This is a genomic window from Nocardia asteroides (assembly GCF_021183625.1).
GTDB classification, from domain to species: Bacteria; Actinomycetota; Actinomycetes; order Mycobacteriales; family Mycobacteriaceae; genus Nocardia; species Nocardia asteroides_A.
Genome location: NZ_CP089214.1, coordinates 4,101,010 through 4,122,758, shown reverse-complemented (window position 1 = coordinate 4,122,758; position 21,749 = coordinate 4,101,010). Strand labels below are relative to the sequence as shown.

21 protein-coding genes and 3 tRNA genes are annotated in these 21,749 nt (G+C 70.7%); 13 read left to right on the top strand and 11 right to left on the bottom strand.

All coding sequences use genetic code 11. The features are described from left to right. Positions 1-174 precede the first annotated feature (174 nt). Both LTT61_RS19515 and LTT61_RS19510 read left to right on the top strand, forming a co-directional pair. Positions 175-831: a DUF998 domain-containing protein gene (locus LTT61_RS19515; RefSeq protein ID WP_233015524.1), complete on the top strand. Its 657-nt coding sequence runs from the start codon at positions 175-177 to the stop codon at positions 829-831. 10 nt (positions 832-841) lie between these two features. Continuing rightward, complete coding sequence (locus LTT61_RS19510) at positions 842-1,564, top strand: maleylpyruvate isomerase family mycothiol-dependent enzyme (protein WP_233015523.1); 723 nt, start codon at positions 842-844, stop codon at positions 1,562-1,564. Between the two features lie 111 nt (positions 1,565-1,675). Here LTT61_RS19510 and LTT61_RS19505 read toward each other — a convergent pair whose 3' ends face one another. Genes LTT61_RS19505 through LTT61_RS19495 form a run of 3 tightly spaced genes read right to left on the bottom strand, consistent with a single transcriptional unit; the run spans position 1,676 to position 4,529 of the window. Next, positions 1,676-2,698 (bottom strand): hypothetical protein, encoded by a 1,023-nt coding sequence (locus LTT61_RS19505; RefSeq protein ID WP_233015522.1) that lies wholly within the window; start codon positions 2,696-2,698, stop codon positions 1,676-1,678. After that, on the bottom strand, positions 2,695-3,879 hold the full coding sequence (locus LTT61_RS19500; RefSeq protein ID WP_233015521.1) for an ATP-binding protein: 1,185 nt from the start codon (positions 3,877-3,879) through the stop codon (positions 2,695-2,697). The genes LTT61_RS19505 and LTT61_RS19500 overlap by 4 nt, the downstream gene beginning before the upstream one ends. After that, the gene (locus LTT61_RS19495) at positions 3,876-4,529 is read right to left on the bottom strand and encodes a response regulator transcription factor (protein WP_233015520.1); all 654 of its coding nucleotides are present in this window, start codon (positions 4,527-4,529) and stop codon (positions 3,876-3,878) included. Before LTT61_RS19495 ends, LTT61_RS19500 begins: the two co-directional genes overlap by 4 nt. A 517-nt stretch (positions 4,530-5,046) precedes the next feature. Here LTT61_RS19495 and LTT61_RS19490 point away from each other — a divergent pair. After that, positions 5,047-5,358 (top strand): helix-turn-helix transcriptional regulator, encoded by a 312-nt coding sequence (locus LTT61_RS19490; protein ID WP_233015519.1) that lies wholly within the window; start codon positions 5,047-5,049, stop codon positions 5,356-5,358. Positions 5,359-5,528: 170 nt separating this feature from the next. On the opposite strand, the gene LTT61_RS19485 is transcribed toward LTT61_RS19490, so the two are convergent. The 3 genes from LTT61_RS19485 to LTT61_RS19475 all read right to left on the bottom strand — a co-directional run bounded on the left by LTT61_RS19485 (position 5,529) and on the right by LTT61_RS19475 (position 6,535). Continuing rightward, positions 5,529-5,601, bottom strand: a tRNA-Arg gene (locus tag LTT61_RS19485). Positions 5,602-5,637: 36 nt separating this feature from the next. Then, positions 5,638-5,727: transfer RNA gene (locus LTT61_RS19480), tRNA-Ser, on the bottom strand. A gap of 88 nt (positions 5,728-5,815) precedes the next feature. Then, positions 5,816-6,535, bottom strand: coding sequence for a dienelactone hydrolase family protein (locus LTT61_RS19475; RefSeq protein WP_233015518.1), 720 nt, complete (start codon positions 6,533-6,535; stop codon positions 5,816-5,818). A gap of 148 nt (positions 6,536-6,683) precedes the next feature. On the opposite strand from LTT61_RS19475, the gene hisC reads away from it, so the two are divergent. Next, positions 6,684-7,763 (top strand): histidinol-phosphate transaminase, encoded by a 1,080-nt coding sequence (gene hisC, locus LTT61_RS19470; protein WP_233015517.1) that lies wholly within the window; start codon positions 6,684-6,686, stop codon positions 7,761-7,763. On the opposite strand, the gene LTT61_RS19465 is transcribed toward hisC, so the two are convergent. Continuing rightward, positions 7,760-8,791, bottom strand: a complete 1,032-nt coding sequence (locus LTT61_RS19465) for an alpha/beta hydrolase (RefSeq protein WP_233015516.1) — start codon at positions 8,789-8,791, stop codon at positions 7,760-7,762. The two genes, hisC and LTT61_RS19465, sit on opposite strands and share 4 nt — an antisense overlap. A 165-nt stretch (positions 8,792-8,956) precedes the next feature. On the opposite strand from LTT61_RS19465, the gene LTT61_RS19460 reads away from it, so the two are divergent. Then, entirely contained in the window at positions 8,957-10,072 is a 1,116-nt protein-coding gene (locus LTT61_RS19460; protein WP_233015515.1) for a nitric oxide synthase oxygenase, read from the top strand. On the opposite strand, the gene LTT61_RS19455 is transcribed toward LTT61_RS19460, so the two are convergent. The 3 genes from LTT61_RS19455 to LTT61_RS19445 form a co-directional block, all read right to left on the bottom strand. Continuing rightward, complete coding sequence (locus tag LTT61_RS19455; protein ID WP_233015514.1) at positions 10,073-11,248, bottom strand: Fic family protein; 1,176 nt, start codon at positions 11,246-11,248, stop codon at positions 10,073-10,075. It abuts the gene before it with no gap. A gap of 82 nt (positions 11,249-11,330) precedes the next feature. After that, positions 11,331-11,418, bottom strand: a tRNA-Ser gene (locus LTT61_RS19450). Positions 11,419-11,447: 29 nt separating this feature from the next. Further along, positions 11,448-12,623 (bottom strand): alpha-hydroxy-acid oxidizing protein, encoded by a 1,176-nt coding sequence (locus tag LTT61_RS19445; RefSeq protein WP_233015513.1) that lies wholly within the window; start codon positions 12,621-12,623, stop codon positions 11,448-11,450. 103 nt (positions 12,624-12,726) lie between these two features. On the opposite strand from LTT61_RS19445, the gene LTT61_RS19440 reads away from it, so the two are divergent. Beyond that, the gene (locus tag LTT61_RS19440; RefSeq protein ID WP_233015512.1) at positions 12,727-13,701 is read left to right on the top strand and encodes an NAD(P)H-quinone oxidoreductase; all 975 of its coding nucleotides are present in this window, start codon (positions 12,727-12,729) and stop codon (positions 13,699-13,701) included. Here the strand turns inward: LTT61_RS19440 and LTT61_RS19435 are convergent, their stop codons facing one another. After that, on the bottom strand, positions 13,702-14,904 hold the full coding sequence (locus tag LTT61_RS19435; protein ID WP_233015511.1) for a cysteine desulfurase-like protein: 1,203 nt from the start codon (positions 14,902-14,904) through the stop codon (positions 13,702-13,704). Between the two features lie 229 nt (positions 14,905-15,133). On the opposite strand from LTT61_RS19435, the gene LTT61_RS19430 reads away from it, so the two are divergent. From LTT61_RS19430 to LTT61_RS19400, 7 genes are all read left to right on the top strand, one after another. Next, the gene (locus LTT61_RS19430) at positions 15,134-15,715 is read left to right on the top strand and encodes a bacterial proteasome activator family protein (RefSeq protein WP_233015510.1); all 582 of its coding nucleotides are present in this window, start codon (positions 15,134-15,136) and stop codon (positions 15,713-15,715) included. Positions 15,716-15,950: 235 nt separating this feature from the next. Further along, positions 15,951-16,778, top strand: coding sequence for an ABC transporter permease (locus tag LTT61_RS19425; protein WP_233021091.1), 828 nt, complete (start codon positions 15,951-15,953; stop codon positions 16,776-16,778). Between the two features lie 7 nt (positions 16,779-16,785). Then, a complete protein-coding gene (locus tag LTT61_RS19420; protein ID WP_233015509.1) occupies positions 16,786-17,613 on the top strand; it encodes an ABC transporter ATP-binding protein in 828 nt (275 codons plus the stop codon). Positions 17,614-17,684: 71 nt separating this feature from the next. Next, positions 17,685-18,710, top strand: coding sequence for a glycosyltransferase (locus LTT61_RS19415; protein WP_233015508.1), 1,026 nt, complete (start codon positions 17,685-17,687; stop codon positions 18,708-18,710). A gap of 182 nt (positions 18,711-18,892) precedes the next feature. Further along, entirely contained in the window at positions 18,893-19,939 is a 1,047-nt protein-coding gene (rsgA, locus tag LTT61_RS19410) for a ribosome small subunit-dependent GTPase A (RefSeq protein ID WP_233015507.1), read from the top strand. Positions 19,940-20,121: 182 nt separating this feature from the next. Then, entirely contained in the window at positions 20,122-20,766 is a 645-nt protein-coding gene (locus tag LTT61_RS19405; protein ID WP_233015506.1) for a hypothetical protein, read from the top strand. 118 nt (positions 20,767-20,884) lie between these two features. Beyond that, positions 20,885-21,736, top strand: coding sequence for an SDR family oxidoreductase (locus tag LTT61_RS19400; protein ID WP_233015505.1), 852 nt, complete (start codon positions 20,885-20,887; stop codon positions 21,734-21,736). Positions 21,737-21,749 lie beyond the last annotated feature (13 nt).

The following is a 21,749-nucleotide window of genomic DNA, read 5'->3' as shown; positions in this document are numbered from 1 at the left end:
ACTGCCATGGCCATCATCACCGCGCAGCCGGCCACCGCCGTCGCGATTGCGATCATCGGTTCACCTCCTCGTCTCGCTGACCAGCCTGCCCGCCGAACCTGACACCAGCCTGTGTGCCCCCTTCGGGATCGGTGTGCGCTCGGTCCGGCGGTCACACGAGTAACAATCGAATCTATGCTCACTTCGGATCGCGGCCCCGCCACCTGGTTCGTCGCGATCGCCCTGGCCGTGGCGGGCCTGAGCTATTCCGCCTGGGTGCTCCAGTTCGCACTGCCGCTGCACGCCGACCCCGTGCACGCCTTCCTCAGCGAACTCGACGCCGAGGGCAAGCCCTACCGCTGGGTCTTCTCCACCGCCGACACCGTGGCCGGCATCCTCGCCGCGCTGGCCGCGGCGGTGGCGCTGGCCCGCTTCCCGCGCAGGCCGCTGACGGTGACCGGCTGGGTCGCGCTGCTCTGCTTCGGCGCGGCGACGGTGGCCGACGCGCGGGTGCCGCTGCGCGACTGCGTCGACTGCGGGGACAGCGGCCTCTTCCCACAGCTGCACCAGCCGCATGCCCTGACCAGCACCCTCGCCGTCACCGGGATCGCCGTCGCCGCCTTCGCATTCACCCTCGCCGCCTTCCGGTACCGCTACGGGCCCGCACTGCGCGAGTTCGGCGCGTCGGCGTTGGCCGTCGGCGCGGCGGCGACGGTGTGGATGCTGGTGGCGGACAACCTCTCCGGTGATTACGCGCTCGGCATCGCGCAGCGCGTCCAGGTGACGGCCATGTCGCTGTGGCTGCTCGCCCTCGCGCTGGAGGTCGGGCGGGCGTCGTCGCCGCGGCGGTAGGGTCGACGGGGTGACCGACGCCGCCGCCCCACCGCCGGTACCCGAGGATCTGGCCGCCGTAGCGGCCGCCACCCGGCGCTTTCTGGACAGCGCGCGCGAGCTCACCGATGCCGACCTGGCCGAGCCATCGCTGCTCCCCGGCTGGACCCGCGGCCACCTGCTCACCCACGTCGCCCGCAACGCCGACAGCCTGGTGAACCTGCTGACCTGGGCCCGAACCGGCATCGAGACCCCGCAGTACCCGGACCCCACCACCCGCGACGCCGAGATCGCCGCGGGCGCCGCCCGCCCGATCGCCGAGCAGTACCCGGACAACGAGGCCGCCGCCGCGCGCTGGGCCGATGCGGCCGCGGAGCTCCCACCGACCGCGTGGACCACGCTGGTGCGCAACCGCCAGGGCCGCGAGTTCGCCGGTGCCGCGATCGGCTGGATGCGGCTGCAGGAGGTCGAGATCCACCACGTCGACCTGGCCTTCGGCTACACCTCCGCCGACTGGCCCGCCGATTTCGTCGCCCGGCTACTGCCCGAGGTGGTCGCCACGCACGCCATGAACGCGGGCGACCGGCTCGCCTTCGAGGTGCGCTCGGACGACATCGGTTTCGGCGCGACCATCGGCGCGGGCGCCCCCGGCACCCTGATCACCGGTCCCGCCCACGCCCTGCTCGCCTGGCTGCTCGGCCGCGGGACGAACGGCCTCACCGGTGATCTTCCAGAGCTGCCGTCCTGGCGCTGAACGACCTTCGCGCACGCCTCAGCGGCGCGACAACTCGCACCTGGTCGGGTACGGAACTCCGTCCGGCGCTGATCGGGTCGCGCTCGGCGGGCGGCCCGGCACCCACCGACCTCACCCGGCCGGAAGCCCGGCGTGGTCGTACTCCGTACGCCGAACATCCGCACCGGCCCGCACCAGAATCGAGGCGAGCGTCGGCCGCCCCGGCGGCAGGATCCGGATCCGCACCGACCCGTCCGCGGTCCCGTCCAGCGCCGCGACCACCGCCTCGCGCACCCGCTCCCCCACCTCCGGCGCCGACTCCACCATCCCCCGGTCATCGATCAGCACCACCTCGACCCCGCGGGTCCGCGCCGCCCGCACCCGCGCGGTGGTGTGCGCGTCACTGAGCCCAGGGGCCCGGAGACTGTCTCGCAGGTGCGCCTCGAGCAGTTCGCAGTCCAGCCGTTCCCGCTCGGTGAGCGGGGTGCCCGCGGCGATCCGGGTGAGCAGCGGCCGGGTCAGCCGGTCCAGCCGGTTCACCTGGTGGTCGCGCTCTTGGAGAGCGGCGGCGGCAGCGGATTCCTCCGCGTACCGATCCCGCGCCGCGTCGCGCAGCTCGAAGGTGAGCTGAGCGTTCGGCCGCAGCGTGTACGAGAGCACCGTCGCCATCCCGAGCGGCCCGATCTCGATCGCCACCAGCCCGAAGCCGGCCACCGCGCCCTGCCCGGTGAGCCCCGTCCACGCCATGTAGACCAGCGTCACCCCGAGAATGCCGAGCCACGCGAACCCCGAGCGCCCGCGCACGCACATGAAGCAGTAGACCGTGGTCGCCCCGCCGTGCGTCCACGCCTGCAGCGGCGTCAGCATCGGCACCGGGACCACGACCAGGGTGACCGCGCAGGCGAACGGCCCGGCCAGCGTCATGGCCACGGTCGCCACCATCGGCAGCGGATCACCGGGCACCGCGATCAGCGCGACGGTGGCGACGGCGAGCACGACCAGGCTGAGCACCGTCGGCCAGACCGTGCGCATCCCCGGCCAGGTCGCGACGGTGACCACCGAGATGAGCAGCACGTACGCGCCGACCATCACCCGCGCGCCGGTGGTGTGCATGCCGAGCAGGTCGCGAATGTCCTTGGTGTCGCGCGCACTCATGCGTCCCGGCTCCAGGAGAGGTGCACCCGGGTGCCCGCGCCGGGCGCGGTCTCGATCGCGGCGGTGCCGCCGGGCAGCTCGTTCATCTGCCGGACGATGCTCACCGCGATCCCGAGCCGGTTGGCGGGCACCGCCGCCAGCTCGAAGCCGCGCCCGGTGTCGCCGACCGTGGCGCGGAAGCCGTCATCGGCGACGTGCAGCACCACCCAGCGCTCGGCCTCCGCCCCGGCGTGCCGGTAGCTGTTGCGCAGCGCCTCGGCCATGCCGACGCCAACGGTCCGCGCCGCGGCCGCCGGGAAGCGGGCCGCGGCGGCGTCACCCGCGACCACCGCCTCCACCCCGACCCGGTCGTTCACCTCGTTCACCGCGACCCGGATGTGCGAGACCAGCTCCGGCACATCGAATTCGGTGGCCGGATCGCCGCCGGAGCGGAAGGTGTCCAGCTTGGCCATCGTGGTGGCGGCCTGGGTGCTGAGCAGCCGGTTCATCGGCTGTCGGGCCGCGGAGAGCAGGGTCGACATCACCCCGTCGTGGGTGAGCGCGTCGAACCGGGCCCGCTCCACCGTCCGCGCCCTGGCCGAGGCGGCGCCTGCCGCGGCCGCGTAGGTCTCGGCCCTGGTCTCGTCGAGGATGCGCCCGGTGCGCACCGCCATGATCCCCGCCGAGACCGGGAGCAGGCAGAACCCGATGCTCCAGGCGATCTCCGGCAGCAGCTCGCTCTGCCCCGACCGGACGAGATGGTTGATGGTCTGCACCGCCACCGCCCCGACCACCAGGTGCGCCACCGCCGACCTGGGCCGCCAGGCGGCCGCCGCCGCGAGGCTGGCCAACCCGTTGAACTGCGAGAACCACATCCCGCGCAACTCCGCCAGCTGGCCGCCGTTCCAGGCGGGCCACCAGAGCAGCACCGCGATCAGGTACCCGGCGGCGGCCGCGCTCGCCAGCAGCCGCAGCCGCCGCTCGGAGCCGCCGAAACTCGCGATCCCGAGCGCGAACCCGGTGCCGTACACGGCGACCAACGCGATCGGCGTCCACCACCAGGCGGTGACCTGCGTGCCGCGCACGATGTCGGGCAGCAGTAACCCCAGGTAGAAGACGTACCCCGCGGCGACGAAGCGGGCGAAGATGCGCAGCACCCGCTCCGCGGCGGAATCGGTCTCGGTGAGCAGCGCGGCGCTCATCGGCGGCGCCCCCAGAACCGGCGCGGGTAGGGCACGATGCCCTCCTCCAGCGCCCGCTGGTACAGCTCGACCTTGGTGTTCGCGTTCAACCCCGCCTCCGCGTACCGCTCGCGAATGTTCTGCACGTACTTGTTCACCGTGTTCAGCGCGAGCCCCATCGCGCTCGCCACCCGCTGCGCCGACTCGCCCATCGCGTAGAGCCGCAGCACCTCCCGCTCGCGCGGGCTGAGCTTCACCGCGACGAACTCGTCGTCCAGGTCGATGGCGGCGGCCCAGTCCATGGTCGTCCACTGCAGCCCGCGCGCGGCGCATCGGACCGCCTCGACGAGCTCATCGACCTTCGCCGACTTCCGCAGCACGCCGAGCACTCCCGCGCGCGCCGCCGACTGCACCAGGTACGGCTCCTCCGCCGCGCTCACCACCAGGCACTCGACGCCCGCCGCGCGCAGCCGCGCCACATTGTCCTCCGGCATCGAGCCGTCGCCGAGCCGCAGGTCGAGCACGACCAGGTCGAGATCGCCCGCGCCGGTGAGCATCTCGGCGACCGTCGCGCCCTGCGCGACTAGCCGCAGATCGTCCGTCCCGGCCAGAATCGCCTTCAGCCCGATGATCTGGCTCTCGTGGTCCTCCACCACACCGATCCGCCACATGGTGAACCCCTCCTCCCCGAGCGGCCATTGTCGCCGAGCGCGGGCGGCGCCGCACGGTTTCCGGGCGCGCTCCGCGACACGCTCAGCGTGTCGGGCGGGGACACGGCGTAAAGTGCGCCCGAACGGACATAAGCTTGTCCTCGTATTCGCCGCCACAATTCCCCCGGAAGTTAATCCGGAAGCGCATGCGGATCATCCCCCGAACGATCCCCGGTACGCGCCGGTAAGGTGAGGCTCGGCAATTCCCCGACATTCACTCCATGATCGCCCCATTAATACCGACGGGTCGGTAATCGTGGTACTACCTGGGCTTTTGCCGATACTTGAAAGTGGTACCAAGGTTTACGGGCAAATTGCACCGAGGTGGCGGAACACGTTTCATTCAGTCCGGCAACGGTGGTACCAGTTCTGGTATCTCGCGGCGAACCATTCATCCTGCGACACTGAGTAACGTCGGAAAGTCGGGGTCCGACAATCTCACCGATGAGCACGAGCACTCTTTATAAGGAACGACGTCATGACTGCAGCCACCGCGCCGCTGGGCGCTCTGTCCGTTTTCACCCTCGGCCGTCACCCCGGTAACGCCGCACTGCCGCAGCGGCCCCAGCCCAAGCTGAGCCCGCGCGAGATCGAGGTGATGCTGCACTGGTTCGCCAACGACTCCAAGACGGCGACCTGCAAGGAGCTCTACATCACCATGGGGACGGTGAACACCCACCTGAACCGCATCCGTGACAAGTACCAGGCCATCGGGCGGCCCGCGCAGACCAAGGCCGCGCTGCTCGCCCGGGCGCTGCAGGACGGCCTGATCCTGCTCGAGGATCTGTAATCAGCGTATGAGCAACGGTTTTCACAGCCCCCGGGAGTCCGCTCCCGGGGGCTGTTCCGTGCCCGAGCGGCCACCGCCCCGGAAGGCTACCGGCGAAACCGATCGGGTTCTCGAACCCTGAGACGCAATTCACCCCGCTACCATCGAAGCTGGTAGCGGGGTGAATATTGTGCGCCCGAAGGGACTCGAACCCCTAACCTTCTGATCCGTAGTCAGATGCTCTATCCATTGAGCTACGGGCGCATAGCCTGTTCAGTTGTACACCCGGTTACCCGGGCTTGGCGGAGGCGAGAGGATTTGAACCTCCGGTCCCCGTGAAGGGACAACTCATTAGCAGTGAGTCCCATTCGGCCGCTCTGGCACGCCTCCTGGAGCCTTCTCTTCGAGGGCACCGGCCCTTTCGGACCACCGAGCAGAAAGATTACAGCAGCCGACCTCGGCATACCAAAACGGCTGGTCAGCGCAGATTACTGTCGAACCAGTCGAAGATTCTGGTCTGGGCGTCGACGCGGACGGGGTCGTCGTCCTCGCCATCGGCGCGGCGGTCGGCGCGGTGCTGGGCGTCGGGGTAGGTGACCACGAGGGTGGCGACGGAGGCGGCGGCGCCGGCGTCGCGGAGCCGCTCGACGTGGTCGGCGGGGTCGTCGGCGCCGAAGAGGCCGAGCCAGGGGGCCTGGAGGCGCGACGCGGCAGGCACGAGCGCCTCGGCTTCGGCCGAGAGCGGTTCGGTGAGGCCGCGTGCGGCGACGCTCACGGCGGCGCCGATGGGGCGGTTGGTGGCGACCAGGAAGGCGGCGGTGCCCGCGGTGTCGAAGCCGAGGACGCCGACGCAGTCCGGGAAGACGCCGTGCGCGGTGAGCCAGTCGAAGCAGGCGTCGAAGTCGTCGAAGAGTTCGTCGCCGAAGACCTCGTGCTCCGGCTCGCCGGTGACGCGGTGGAAGAGGTCGGGGGCGACGACGGTCCAGCCCTCGGCGGCGAGCGCGGTCATGAGGTCGCGCAGGCCGGGGCCGCGTTCGCGGGATTCGTGCAGCAGCACGATGCCGCCCCTGGCGTTGCCCTCGGGTTCGAGCACGGTGATGGGGACGCGGTCGACGGCGCTGCCGCTCTCGGTCGTGTGGTCGCCATCCGCCCCGTCGCCACGGCGTAGCGGGGCGATGTCGTCATAGGTGCCCGGCATGAATCAAGGGTAGGCGTACCTGCCGGTATCTGCGAGAATTTCCACGTCGGAGCGGCGGACGCGCCCGATTTTTCCGGTTGCTCGGCGATTCGGCCGTCGGTCGCGTGCGGGATATCAACCGCCGGAGTCGGCCGCCTAGGCTGGCAGGGTGACCGCGCACATCCGCCCCGACCTCGCCACCATCCCCGCCTACGTCCCCGGCCGGGACCACCCGGGAGCGACCAAGCTGGCCAGCAACGAGACCACGTTCGGTCCGCTGCCCGCGGCGGCGAAGGCGATCGCCGAGGCGGCCGAGCTGGCGAATCGCTACCCGGACAACCACGCCGTCGGGCTGCGCACCGCGCTTGCCGCGTTCCTCGGGGTTGCGGTGGAGCGGGTGGCGGCGGGCTGCGGCAGCGTCGCGCTCTGCCAGGAGCTGGTGCAGATCGCCTGCTCCTCCCCCGCCGACGAGGTGGTCTTCGCGTGGCGCTCGTTCGAGGCGTACCCGATCGTCACCCAGGTCGGCAATGCCACCGCGGTGACCGTGCCGCTCACCCCGGAGCTCACCCACGACCTGGACGCCATGGCGGCGGCGGTCACCGAGCAGACCCGGCTGATCTTCGTCTGCAACCCGAACAACCCCACCGGCACCGCGCACGGCAGGGCCGCGCTCGAGCGCTTCCTCGACGCGATTCCCGCGCACGTGCTCGTCGTGCTGGACGAGGCCTACTTCGAGTACCTCCGGCTGACCCCGCAGGACCACCCGAACGGCGTCGAGATCGCCCGTGACCGGCCGAACGTCGTCGTGCTGCGCACCTTCTCCAAGGCGTACGGGCTGGCCGGGCTGCGCGTCGGCTACGCCGTCGGCGACCCGGCGGTGATCACCGCGCTGATGAAGGTGCATATCCCGTTCAGCGTGAACCGGGTGGCGCAGGCGGCCGCCATCGCCTCGCTGGAGGCCCGCCCCGAGCTGCTCGACCGCACCGGGGCGCTGATCGCCGAGCGCGACCGGGTGCGCGACGCCCTGGTCGCCGCCGGGTACCCGGTGCCGCCGAGCGAGGCGAACTTCGTCTGGCTGGCGCTGGGCGAGCGGAACACGGCGTTCGCCGAGGCGGCGGCCGCGGCCGGGGTGCTGGTGCGGCCGTACGGCGTGGACGGGGTCCGGGTGACCACCGGCGATCCGCACGAGAACGACCAATTCCTGCGTTTCGCCACCGACCCCGCGGTGCGCGAACGCTTCGCCGGCTAGAGCTCGAGGCCGGCCGCGACGGTCGGCCAGGAAATCGCGAGTTCGTCGGCCCAGTAGGGCCAGGAGTGCGTGCCGGTGGCGCGCAGGTGCGTCGTCACGGCGATGCCGAGGTCCTGGAAGCGCGCGGTGAGCCGGCGGGTGCAGTTGCCGGTGCCTGCCTCCAGCAGGCCGCCGAGGCCCATGTTGCCGGGGTAGTCGGGGTTGTCCGGGCCGTCGTAGATGCCGGGTACCCCGCTGCCCGCGGAGAGGTAGATCGCCTTGCCGCGCAGCGCCGCCGCGTTCAGCACCACGTCGTGCTGCAGCCAATCCGGGTGGTCGGACGGGCCGAACATGTTGTCCGGGTCGCCGCCGTAGGTCGCGATCACCGCGCGCGCCTCGGCCTGCCCGAGATCGGTGCCCATGCTGAAGCACCCGCTGTACCCGGCCACCGACCGGTACAGCTCGGGGTGCCGGATCGCCAGCATCATGGCCGCCTCGGCGCCCATGGAGACGCCGGCGACCGCGTTCAGGCCGTTCCCGGCGAACCCGGCGTCGATCGCGGGCGGCAACTCCTCGGTGAGGAAGGTTTCCCACCGGTTCAGCCCGAGGACCGGGTCCGGCTGCTGCCAGTCGGTGTAGAAGCTGGCCGGACCGCCGACGGTGAAGACCACGTTCACCGGCTTGTCCTCGTAGAACTCCGCGGCGCGGCCCTTCTCCAGCCAGTTGTTGGTGTCCGGCTCGGCGCTGCGGCCGTCCAGCATGTAGACGGTGGGGCGCGGCTGCGAGCGATCGCGCGGGAGCAGCACGATCACCTCGACCTCGCGCTCCATGGCGGGTGAGTCGAGGAAGACGCGGACCCTGCGGTCGTCCACCGCCTCGATCCGGCGGATCGCCGGGGTGGTCGGCAGCGCGGTGCCTGCCTGCTCGGCGGGCGCGGGTGTCGCGGCGGAGCCGGAGTCCGGCGCGGCCTGCGCCACCGCCGCGCCGGTCGAGAGCGCCAGGGTGACAACGGCGCAGGCGCAACCTCGCCGCAGGACAGAACCACGCATAACGACAATCCTGCCAGAGCACGCAAGACCGACCGGTCACTCATAGCGTGTCGGCATCGTTAGGGGTACGGACGGACCGGTACCATCCCGCGATCCCGCCCGGCCCCGCTTATGGTGGTGGCGCTTGTGCTCGATCTCAGTCAGTTCCGACCGCCGGAGACAACTGTGAGTTCAGCGTTACCCCTGTCGCCGCCCGAATCGCCGGTCTGCTCCGACCTGCCGCGCCGGCTGCGCGAATGCCTCGAATTCTTCCGCCTCCCCGAACTGGCGCACCTCACCTCGGAACGCGGCGTCGGCGCCGCGCTCGAGCTGCGCTTCAACGGGAGTTACACACAGACGCCGGAAGAGGTGCTGATCGGCGCCCGGCTCGCCTGGCGCAACCACGCGCGCTGCGTCGGCCGGAAGCATTGGCGCTCCTTGAAACTCATCGACGCCAGGCAGGCGCGCACCGCCCGCGAGCTGGCCGATGCCTGCTTTCGGCACCTGCGCGAGGCCACCAACAACGGGGCCATTCAATCCACCATCACCGTCGGACCCCCGCGCCGCCCGGACGGTGCGGAGTACCGGATTCTGAACTCGCAGCTCATCCGGTACGCCGGGTATCGCCGGCCGGACGGGAGCATCATCGGCGACCCCGGCAGCGTCGAGATCACCGACCTGGCACTGCGATTGGGCTGGCACGGGGCAGGCACCCGATTCGACGTGCTACCCCTGATCGTCAGCACCCCCGACGAGCCGCTCGCCCGCTTCGACATCCCGGCCGAGCTGGTCCGCGAGGTGCGCATCGAGCACCCCGAGCTCCCCTGGTTCGCCGAGCTCGACCTGAAGTGGCACGCGCTGCCCGCCGTCTCCAACATGGACCTGGAGATCGGCGGCGTCACCTACCCCTTCGCCCCCTTCAACGGGTGGTACGTCGGGTACGAGATCGGCGCCCGCAACCTCGCCGATCCCGAGCGCTACGACATGCTCCCCGCGGTCGCCGCGCACCTCGGCTTGGATACCTCGCACCCGCGCACGATGTGGCGCGATCGGGCCCTGATCGAGCTGAATCGCGCCGTGCTGCACAGCTTCCGGACCGAGCGAGTGGCGATGGTGGATCATCACACGGTGGCGAAGCAGTTCTGTGAGCATGTCGAGAAGGAGGCGTCCGCCGGTCGCCGCTGCCCCACCGACTGGTCCTGGATCAACCCGCCGCTCTCGTCGGGGTTGGTGCCGACATTCCACCGCTACTTCGACGAGCCCGAGCCGGAGTTGCGTCCGAATTTCGTCGCGAGAGCGTAGTCACGCCTCGAGGGCACGCAGAACGGGATCACAGACGAAGATCCGGTCGTAACGCCCCTCCGCGCGTTGGCGCAGCACCCCCAACTCCACCAGCTTCTTGATGCCCTCGTTCGCGGTCTGGTACGAGACCCCGTGCAGCTCAGCGGCGAGCCTGGCGGTCAGCATCGGGTATCCGATCAGGTCCTGCGCGATCGCGACGGCGGCACTACCGCGCCGCAGGTGCCTGACCCTGTCCTGAAACTGCTCGCGGAGCCTGGACAGGCGTTCGGCCCGCGCCGAAGTCTCCAGTGCTTCGGCGTGAATCGCGGCGGACAGGAATGCGACCCACGGGTCCCAGCGACCGGTCAGCGAGACGTCGAGCAGGCCATTCTGATATTCGGCGCGATTGGTTTCGAGCCAGGCCGAGAGATTGAGCACCGGCGAACGCAGTTCACCGCTCACCACCAGTTGCAGGAGCGCGACCAGCCGGCCGAGCCGGCCGTTGCCGTCCGTGAACGGGTGCAGCGCCTCGAATTGATAGTGCGCGAGGGCGATCCGGACGATGGCGGGCAGCTCCGACGGCTCCCGCACCCACCGTTCCCACGCGGCGAGACCATCGCGGAGCAGGTCACCCGGTGGCGGCGGAACGAAGCGCGCATTCTCGACGCGCCCCCGTCCGACCCCGATGAAAACCTGGGTCGTACGAACGCTGCCCGCGTCCCGTCCGTCACTGTGGGTGCCGCGGACGAGCACGGCCTGCAGATCCTCGAGCAGGCGCACGGTGATCGGCCGACCGTCCGCGACCCACTGGTAGGCCAGCTCGGCGGCGCGCACGTAGTTCTGCACCTCACCGACGCTCTCCGAGAGCTGGTTCAGCTCCAGAAAATCCGCCTCCAGCACATCGGTGAGCGCCGCATACGTGCCCTCGATGGCGGAGGTGCTCACGGCTTCGCGCCGGGTCGTCGGGCGCACCAGCAGAGATGGGTTGGGCAACTTGGCTGCGGCTTCGTCCGCCCGTGCCATCGCGGCGGTCGCGTCGACCACCAGCGACCAGGTCTGCGTCGATAACTGTAGCGACCGTGGCAGCGGATCAGGTAGGTACGCCGAGCAGGTGAAGCGCTCGGCGAAACGCCGATCGAATCCGGAGGTCGGTACAAGCTGCCCGATCGGGCTCCCACGCATCGCATCGAGATCCACGATTCAAGCTTAGCGCCCTAGCCCTGAAAACCCTCGGTGACTATTCAGGGTTGTACGCAGATCCGTGAATTCGGGCCGCTCCTGGCGGAGACGGAGGGATTTGAACCCCCGGTCGCTCTCGCGACGCTCGCTTTCAAGGCGAGTGCATTCGGCCGCTCTGCCACGTCTCCAGTGCTGTCGATGGTAACGGACGACCCGCTCAGCGGACGATGGAGAGCAGCGAGCGGTCGAGGCCGGTGACGCCGGCGGAGCCGGAAAGGCCGAGGGCGGAGTCGAAGTCGGCGAGTAGTACGCGGAGGGCGTGCCGGACGCCGTCGCGGCCGGCCAGGCCGAGGCCGTAGGCCCAGGGGCGGCCGTAGAGGACGGCCTTGGCGCCGAGGGCGAGGGCGATCAGCGCGTCGGAGCCGGTGCGGATGCCGGAGTCGAAGAGGACGTCGGCGCGGTCGCCGATGGCGGCGACGACGGCGGGGAGCGCGTCGAGGGCGGCGATGGCGCCGTCCACCTGGCGGCCGCCGTGGTTGCTGACGATCACCGCGTCGGCGCCCGCGTTGACCACCTGGCGGGCGTCGGCGGGGTGCAGCAGCCCCTTGACGGCGATCGGGAGATCGGTCCATTCGCGCAGTTTGGCGAGGTCGGCGGGGCGCAGGGCGTGGTTGCCGAAGAGCCCGACCCAGGTCAGGATGGCCATCCGCATGGCGTCGTCGGACTCCTCCGGCGGGGTGGCGAGCTTGGCGCGGAAGACCGGGTCGGAGAGGTAGTTGGCGATGCCCTTGCCGAGCAGGAAGGGCAGGTGCGCCTGCTCGAGGTCGCGCGGGCGCCAGCCGAGCGCGGGGGTGTCGGCGGTGACGATGACGGCCTTGGCGCCCGCGGCCTCGGCGCGGGTGACGAAGGAGCGGGCGAGTTCGTCGTCGGCGGGCCAGTAGAGCTGGTACCACCAGTCGCCCGCGGCGGCGCCGACCTCCTCGATGGTGCTGGAGGAGGCGGTGGAGAGCACCATGCCGAGCCCGAGTTCCTTCGTCGCCTCGGCGACAAGCACCTCGCCGCGTTCGCGCAGCAACTCCAGCACGCCCACGGGGGCGGTGAGCACCGGCGCGGCCAGCCGGGTGCCGAGCACCTCGACGGAGAGGTCGCGGGCGCCGGGGGCGGTGGTGCCGCGCAGCATCCGGGGCAGGATCCGGTAGTGGTCGAAGGCCGCCTCGTTGGCGGCGGCGGTGCGCTCGGCGGAGGCGCTGCCCGCGACGTAGGCGTACGCCTCCGGCGACAGTTCGCGCCGCGCCCGCTCCGCCAGCCCGGCCGCCGTCATCGGCAGATCCGGGCGCAGCCCGCCGAGTCCGCCCAGGTAGATCTCGTTCTGGAAGTCGACGAAGCTGCTCACGCGGGGAACGCTAGTCCGTCGTCGTGCTTCGCGCAGCCCCCCGCGCCGATCGGCGAACGCGGGTCGGCGGCATGATCCGGCACCGAGCGGGCAGGATGGAACCGTGCGCGCTGTGCGATTGACCGGATTCGGTGGCCCCGAGGTGCTGGCCTGGGGCGAGACGCCCGACGTCACCCCCGCCAACGGTGAGGTGCTGATCGAGGTGGCGGCGGCCGGGGTGAACCGGGCCGACCTGCTGCAACGTCAGGGCAACTACCCGCCGCCGCCGGGGGCGAGCGAGACGCTCGGGCTGGAGTGCTCGGGGGTGATCGCGGAGCTCGGCGACGGCGTGCGGGACTGGTCGGTCGGCGACCGGGTCTGCGCGCTGCTCTCCGGCGGCGGCTACGCCGAGCGGGTCGCGGTGCCATCGGGCCAGCTGCTCCCGGTGCCGGAGGGGCTGGATCTGGCCGCCGCGGCCGGGTTGCCCGAGGTCGCGGCCACCGTGTACTCGAACCTGGTCAGCACCGCGGGGCTGCGCGCGGGGCAGCTGCTGCTCGTGCACGGTGGCGGTAGCGGGATCGGCACGCACGCCATTCAGCTGGCGAAGCAGCTGGGGGCGCGGGTGGCGGTGACCGCGGGGTCGGCGGAGAAGCTCGCGCGCTGCGTCGAGCTGGGCGCCGATATCGCGATCGACTACCAGAACCAGGACTTCGTGGAGGTGCTGCGAGAGCACGGCGGCGCCGACGTCATCCTGGACAATATGGGCGCGGCCTACCTGCCCCGCAATATCGAGGCGCTGGCCCCGCACGGCCACCTGGTGGTGATCGGCATGCAGGGCGGCGTGCGGGCGGAGCTGAATCTCGGTGCGCTGCTGCGCAAGTGGGGCACCATCCACGCCACCAACCTGCGCGGCAGGCCCGCCACGGGGCCGGGCAGCAAGGCCGAGGTGATCGCGGGGGTGCGGGAGCGGGTCTGGCCGCTGGTGGCCGCGGGCGCGATCGTCCCGGTGATCCACGCCGAGGTGCGCGATCCGGCCGAGGCGCACCGGCTGCTCGACGGCTCGGGCACGGTCGGGAAGGTGCTGCTCAGGGTCGGCTGATCACTCCAGCGCGGAGAGTGCCCGGCCGAGCTGGTCGATCTCGAAGCGGGTGGTGTACGGGGCGAGCCCGACGGTTACCGCGCCGCCCTCGTCGTTCACGCCGAGCGCGTCGAGCAGCCTGCTGCCGCCGTGGATCCCGCTCACGGTGCCGATCCTGGCGTCGGCCAGCTTGGCGGCGACCTTCTCCGCCTGCATCCCGGCGACGGTGAAGCTCACCGTGGGGATGCGGGTGGAGGCCCGGCCGATCACGGTGAGCCCGGTGATCCGATCCAGCACCTCCATCAGGTGCTCGAAGAGCTGGTCGTGGTAGTCCTGCAGCGAGGTGATGGAGATTTCCAGCCGCTCGCGGCGGGTGCCGCGGGCACGCTCGTCCAGCCCGGCGAGGAAGTCGATCGAGGTGGTCAGCCCGGCGAGCAGCGCGTACGGGTGGCCGCCGACCTCGAGCCGCTCGGCGCCCTTGGCGTAGGGGTTGAGCGACATGGACGGGATCCGGTCCAGGAACGCGGGGTCGCGGAAGACCAGCGCGCCGACCTGCGGCCCGCCCCAGGACGGCGCGCTCAGCGCGACCACGTCGGCGTTCAGCTCCTCGATATCGATCAGCGCGTAGGGCGCGGCGCCGAAGGCATCGGCGACCAGCAGCCCGCCGACCTCGTGCACCCGGTCGGCGGCGACCCGCACCGACGGCGCCGAGCCGACGATCGGCGAGGCGGCGGTGAGCGCGACCAGCCGCGCGGTCGGGCCGATCAGCTCCTCGAACTGCCAGGCGGGCATCTCGCAGGTCTCGATCTCCACCTCGGCCCAGCGCACGTGCGCGCCGTAGCGGTTGGCGATGCGCAGCCAGGGCGCGACGTTCGCCTCGTCGTCGAGGCGGGAGAGCACGATGCCGGTGCCGAGCCCGAGCCGCGAGCTGAGCGATTCGGCCAGCCAGGCGAGTAGCGCCGCGCGGTCCGGGCCGAGCACGACGCCTGCCGGGTCGCCGCCGACCAGATCGGCCACCGCGACCCGAGCCGCCTCCAGAATTCCGGCGCTGCGCGCGGCCGCCGGATGCCTGCCGGTATGGGAGAAGGAAGACGTCCGAAAACCGGTCGACACCGCGCGCGACACCGAATCCGGCACCAGCATGCCGATCTGGGGATCGAGGTGAATCCAGCCGTCGCCCAGGGACGGAATGAGGCCCCGCACCCTCGCGACGTCGTAAGTCATGTCGGCCACTCTAGGGGCACCGACCGAGGCTGGGTAACCACGTTGCGCCACTCCCGTACCGAGGAGTAGGGCGACCTGGGAATCAGCATGGCAATCGACTCGGCATGACAATCGACTTTCCGCAGCAATCCGTTGTTCGCGACCCGAACAGGATAGAACGCCGGGCCGTAACCGGAGGTGGGTACAGGTCAGGTGGTCACCTCGCCGGGCACACGACATGATGGAACACATGACGCCATCGGACGAAACCCCGAATTCCGTCGTCGTGATCGGTCCGGACGGGCAGCCGCTGAGCATTCCCGTCGAGGCAGGCGCCACCGGCGGCCAGGAATCCGACGACAGGGACCAGAAGGAAGAGGCGGGCGAATCGCTCGCGGACATGGTCGAGCAGCCCGCCAAGGTGATGCGGATCGGCACCATGATCAAGCAGTTGCTGGAGGAGGTGCGCGCCGCCCCGCTGGACGATGCCAGCCGCAACCGGCTGAAGGAGATCCACAAGTCCTCGGTGCGCGAGCTGGAGCAGGGGCTCGCCCCCGAGCTGCGGGACGAGCTGGAGCGGCTGACGCTGCCCTTCACCGACGACACCGTTCCCACCGACGCCGAGCTGCGGATCGCGCAGGCGCAGCTGGTCGGCTGGCTGGAGGGGCTGTTCCACGGCATCCAGACCGCGCTCTTCGCCCAGCAGATGGCGGCGCGGGCGCAACTGGAGCAGATGCGCCAGGGCGCGCTTCCCCCCGGCCTCGCGGTCGCCGACCCGCGCGGCGGCGGGCCGCACACCCAGGCCACCGGGGGTGCCGGTCAGTATCTCTGAGAAACAGACCGATCAGCACCTGCCGGGAACGGGCGGCGATGCACCCGGCGGCATCCCGGCGCGCGGGCGCGCCGGGGTAAGGTCTGGCACCGTGCCCGCAGCTGCTGCTCGCCCCGACTCGGACCGGGAGAATACCGCCTCGACGGTGGATACCTCCGTGCCAGAGGACACCGTCGCGCAGGCGGAGAAGGATAGTACCGCGCCCGCGCCGAACGACCTGCTCTCCGCACCGCCGATGAAGTCCGACTCCCAGACCTTCGCGCGCGCCTTCGGCGACTTCGCCACCGGCTTCTCGCAGCGCGAGCTCTGGCTCTCGCTCGGCTGGCAGGACATCAAGCAGCGCTACCGCCGCTCGGTGCTCGGCCCGTTCTGGATCACCATCGCCACCGGGCTGCAGGCGACGGCCATGGGCGTCCTCTACTCGATGCTGCTCGACCAGCCGCTGCGCGAGTTCCTGCCGTACGTGACGGTCGGGCTCATCGTCTGGAACGTGATCAACGCCAGCATCCTGGAGGGCGCCGACGTCTTCATCGCCAACGAGGGGCTGATCAAACAGCTGCCGGCGCCGCTGAGCGTGCACATCTACCGGATGGTCTGGCGGCAGCTGCTCTTCTTCGCCCACAACATGGTGATCTACCTGGTGATGCTGGTGGCGTTCAGCGTCTGGGAGGACGTGAGCTGGGCCAGCCTGCTCGCCATCCCCGCCATCCTGCTGCTCTTCCTGAACTGCATGTGGGTGTCGATCTTCTTCGGCATCTTCAGCACCAGGTACCGGGACATCGCACCGATCCTCGGCAGCACCACGCTCATGCTCTTCGTGCTGACCCCGGTCATGTGGACCACCTCAACGCTGGAGAACCAGATGGGGGCTGGCAGCGACCGGGCCAGGCTGGTCGAGCTGGTGCCTACCTTCCACTACCTGGAGATCGTGCGCGCGCCGCTGCTCGGGGAGCCGCAGGCGCTCCGGCACTGGGTGATCGTCGGGGTGATCACGCTGGTCGGCTGGGTGGTGGCGATCCTGGCGATGAAGCAGTTCCGTTCGCGCGTCCCGTACTGGGTATAGGAGCCCGATGACCGACCGTGTGAGTATCGAAACCCATCAGGCGTGGGTCGAGTTCCCGATCTTCGACGCCAAGTCGCGGTCGCTGAAGAAGGCGTTCCTCGGCAAGGCGGGCGGCGCGATCGGGCGCAACCAGTCCGACGTCGTCGTGGTGGAGGCGCTGCGCGACATCACGCTCTCGCTCAAGGAGGGCGACCGGATCGGGCTGGTCGGGCACAACGGCGCGGGCAAGTCCACGCTGCTGCGGCTGCTCTCCGGGATCTACGAGCCCTCCCGCGGCAGCGCCCGGATCCGCGGCCGGGTGGCCCCGGTCTTCGATCTCGGCGTCGGCATGGACCCGGAGATCTCCGGCTACGAGAACATCGTCATCCGCGGCCTCTTCCTCGGCCAGACGCGCAAGCAGATGATGGCGAAGATCGACGAGATCGCCGATTTCACCGAGCTCGGCGAATATCTCTCGATGCCGCTGCGCACCTACTCCACCGGTATGCGGGTGCGGCTCGCCATGGGCGTGGTGACCTCCATCGACCCGGAGATCCTGCTGCTCGACGAGGGCATCGGCGCGGTGGACGCGGAATTCATGAAGAAGGCGCGCAAGCGGCTGCAGGAATTGGTGTCGCGCTCCGGAATTCTGGTGTTCGCGAGCCATTCCAACGAATTCCTCGCGCAGCTGTGCGATTCGGCGCTGTGGATCGACCACGGGCGTATCCGGCAGCACGGGGGAATCGAGGAAGTCGTGCGGGCCTACGAGGGTCCGGACGCGGGGAATCACGTGGCGCAGGTCTTGCGGGAGCTGGCGGTCGACGGCGGCAAAGAACTGGAGCCCAACCAGGCATGAGCGAGTCAGGCCCGAAGGCGGGAGCGGAGCGTGGCCACGCAGGGCCCTCGTCCATGCCCGGAGGACACAGCATGAGCGAGTCAGGCCCGAAGGCGGGAGCGGAGCGTGGCCAGGCAGGGCCTTCGCTCGTGCCGAAGAAGCACAGCACGGGTGAAGCACCGGATGGTGTCGAGGAGCTCGAGGAGTTCGTGCCGCCGGGCACCGGGCCCGACGTGCGGATCATCGCCGTCGTCGTCACGCACAAGCGGCGCGAGCTGCTCGCCGAGTCGCTGAAGGCGGTCGGCTCGCAGTCCCGCCCGGTCGACCACCTGATCGTGGTCGACAACGGCAACGAGGACGAGGTCGCCGAGCTGGTCGCGCAGCAGCCGCTGGAGGCGACCTACCTCGGGTCGCGGCACAACCTCGGCGGCGCGGGCGGCTTCGCGCTCGGCATCCTGCACGCGCTCACGCTCGGCGCCGACTGGGTGTGGCTGGCCGACGACGACGGCAGGCCCGAGGGCCCGGCGGTACTCTCCACCCTGCTGGCCTGCGCGGGCAAACACGGCCTCGCCGAGGTCTCGCCGGTGGTCTGCGATATCGACGACCCGGACCGGCTGGCCTTCCCGCTGCGCCGCGGCGTGGTGTGGCGGCGGCTGCGCTCGGAGCTCGGCGACGACGACTTCCTGCCCGGCATCGCCTCGCTCTTCAACGGCGCGCTCGTCTCGGCCCAGGCGGTCGACCTGATCGGCGTGCCGGACCTGCGGCTCTTCGTGCGCGGCGACGAGGTGGAGGTGCACCGCAGGCTGGTCCGCTCCGGGCTGCCCTTCGGCACCTGCCTGCAGACGGCGTACCTGCACCCGAACGGCGCGGAGGAGTTCAAGCCGATCCTGGGCGGGCGGATGCACACCCAGTACCCGGACGACCCGGTGAAGCGGTACTTCACCTACCGCAACCGCGGCTACCTCATGTCCCAGCCGGGCATGCGGAAGCTGCTGCCGCAGGAGTGGATCCGCTTCTCCTGGTTCTTCCTGGTGACGCGGCGGGACCCGGCTGGGTTGAAGGAGTGGTTCCGGCTGCGCTCGCTCGGGCGCAACGAGCATTTCGGCAAGCCGGATTAATTCGGTTGCGCCCGCCGCGGCGGGCTGCGAGGGTAGGTGGCAACCGAACGAGCGAGGAATGGAGGTGTGCGCTGTGATCACGGCCTTTGCCGTCGTGGCCGGGTACGGCCACGCGCGCACCTCACTCATTCTTCGCTGAGTCCGGGTCGGGCTCGGCGCCCACTCGAAGGACTTCCCTCACCATGGTCGATTACGACCTGTTGATTCCCTATGGCTGGAACACCACTGGTTACACCGTGCCCGACGGCGCCGTGCCCGGCCGGGTGATCCGGACCGATCGCGGCGAATGCGATGTCGCGACACCCGCCGGGCTCGCCAGGGCCACCCTGCCCCGAGCCGATTCCGAGATCTCCGGGCTCTGCACCGGCGACTGGGTACTGCTCGAAGCCTCCACCGGACTGCTGCCGCTCGCGGTGACCGCGCTGCTTCCCCGGCGCGGGGCGATCAGCCGCTCGTCGGCGTCCGGGCGGTCCGCCGGGCAGGTGCTCGCGGCCAATGTGGACACCGTGCTGATCTGCGTGCCCGCCGACGGCGACGTCGACCTCGGGCGGATCGAGCGGCTGCTCGCGCTGGCCTGGGAGAGCGGCGCGCAGCCCGTCGTGGTGCTCACCAAAGCCGATGCGGCGGAGGATGTTCCGCTCGACGCCGTGCGCGCGGTCGCGCCCGGCGCGACGGTGCTCGCGGTGAGCGCTACCAGCGGGGCCGGGCTGGAGGTGCTCACCGCCGTGCTGGACGGCACCGTCGTGCTGCTCGGGCCGTCCGGGGCGGGCAAATCCACGCTGGCCAACGCGCTGCTCGGCGAGGAGGCGTTCGCGACCGGGGCGGTGCGGTCGAGCGACGGCAAGGGCAGGCACACGACCGTGCACCGGGAGCTGCGGCCGCTGCCGCACGGGGGCACGCTGATCGACACCCCCGGGTTGCGCGGGATCGGGTTGTTCGACGCCGCCGAGGGGCTGGAGAAGACCTTCAGCGATGTCGAGAACCTGGCGCGCGCATGCCGGTTCGGCGACTGCGGGCACGAGAGCGAGCCCGGTTGCGCGGTGCGGGCGGCGCTCGACTCCGGTGCGCTGACCGAACGTCGGCTGGCCAGCTACCGGAAGCTGCTGCGGGAGAACGCCTACATGGCGGCGCGGACGGACAAGCGGCTCGCGGCCGAGCGGGAACGCGCCTGGAAGGAAGTGCACAAGCAGCAGCGGCGGATGTATCGGCAGCGAGGCTCCGGAAAGTAAGGCTCGTTTCGGCGCTGTAGGGTCGGCTCGCACATTCGGTCCATCAGGAGGCGCACATGGCTCAGCCCGGGGGGTACCCACCATCCGGTCCCGTCCCGCAATCGTTCGGTTCGCCGGGGAATCCGCAGGGCGGAGGGCCCGGGTGGGCGCCCACCGGGCAGAGTTCGCCGCAGCTTCCGCAGGTGGGGTGGGCGCCGGCCGGGCAGGCGAGTTCGCCCGCGATCCCACAGGCAGGTGGGTCCCCCGGGGTCCAGCAGGGCTGGGCGCCCGCGGGGCAGCAGAGCTCGCCGGGGTACCCGCAGCCGGGCGGATACCCGGCGGGACAGCCGAGTGCGCCCGGCTATCCGCAACAGGGCGGGTACCCCGGGCCGCAGGGCTACCCGCAGCAGGGCGGGCAGGTCGGGTACCCCGCTCCGCAGGCACTTCCGCCGCAACCGGACCCACCGGGGCTGACGGTCGACGCTTCGTACTCCCCGTTCGCGTTCCTGCTCGCCATCACCAAGCCGAAGATCCAGGTGAACGGCCACCAGGTGCCGGTGACCAGGTGGGGCCCGAACCACATCCCGGTCGGCCCCGGCCAGCACCACGTGCGGGTGAGCACGCCGTGGCTGTTCGACATGGGCCCGGCGACGGCATCGGTCCCGGTCCAGCCGGGCCAGGGCACCCGGGTGTACTACAAGGCCCCGGTGGTGATCCTGCTGAACGGCGCGATCGGCCCGGTCCCGCAGAAGGCCCCCGGCCTCGTCTTCCTCTACATCACGTGGGGCTTCGTCGCGCTCATCTTCCTGCTCAACCTGATCGTTCTGGTCGGAGTCGCGAGCGCCTGAGCCCGTGACCAGGGCGTCCGCCGGCGGCGGACGCCCTTTCTCGGCACCCCCTATGCAACTGATTGCATAACCGCGCTACCCTGGTCCAGGCACATCCCGCCCACGACAGGAGCAGTCGATGACGGATCAGGCTTCCAAGCCCCTCGCGAACAAGACGGTGATCATGTCCGGCGGCAGCCGCGGCATCGGGCTGGAGATCGCGAAGCGGGCCGCCGCCGACGGCGCGAACATCACCCTCATCGCCAAGACCGACAAGCCGCACCCCAAGCTGCCCGGCACCATCCACACCGCGGCGGCCGAGCTGACGGAGGCGGGCGGCACGGTGCTCCCGTTCGTCGGCGACGTGCGCGAGGACGAGCAGGTCGCCGAGGCGGTGCGGCAGACCGTCGAGCGCTTCGGCGGCATCGACATCGTGGTCAACAACGCCTCCGCCATCGACCTCTCGCCCACCGAGGCGATCTCGATGAAGAAGTACGACCTCATGCAGGACATCAACTGCCGCGGCAGCTTCCTGCTCTCGAAACTGAGCATCGCCGCGCTGCGCGAATCCGCGGCCGCCGGGCGCAACCCGCACATCCTGACGCTCTCGCCCCCGCTGAACCTGGACCCCAGGTGGGCGGGCGGCTCGCTCGGCTACACCATCGCCAAGTACGGCATGTCGCTCACCACGCTCGGCCTCGCCGAGGAGCTGAAGGACGCGGGCATCGCGGTGAACTCGCTGTGGCCGCGCACCACGATCGCGACCGCGGCGGTGCGCAACCTGCTCGGCGGCGAGGAGATGGTCGCCACCTCGCGCACCCCCGACATCTACGCCGACGCCGCGTACCTGGTGCTGACCTCGCCGGCGAAGGAGACCACCGGCAACTTCTTCCTGGACGACGAGGTGCTCGCCGCGCACGGCATCACCGATCTGGAGAAGTACCGGGTGGTGCCCGGCGACGGCCCGCTCACCACGGACCTGTTCCTCTGACCGGTCGCACGGG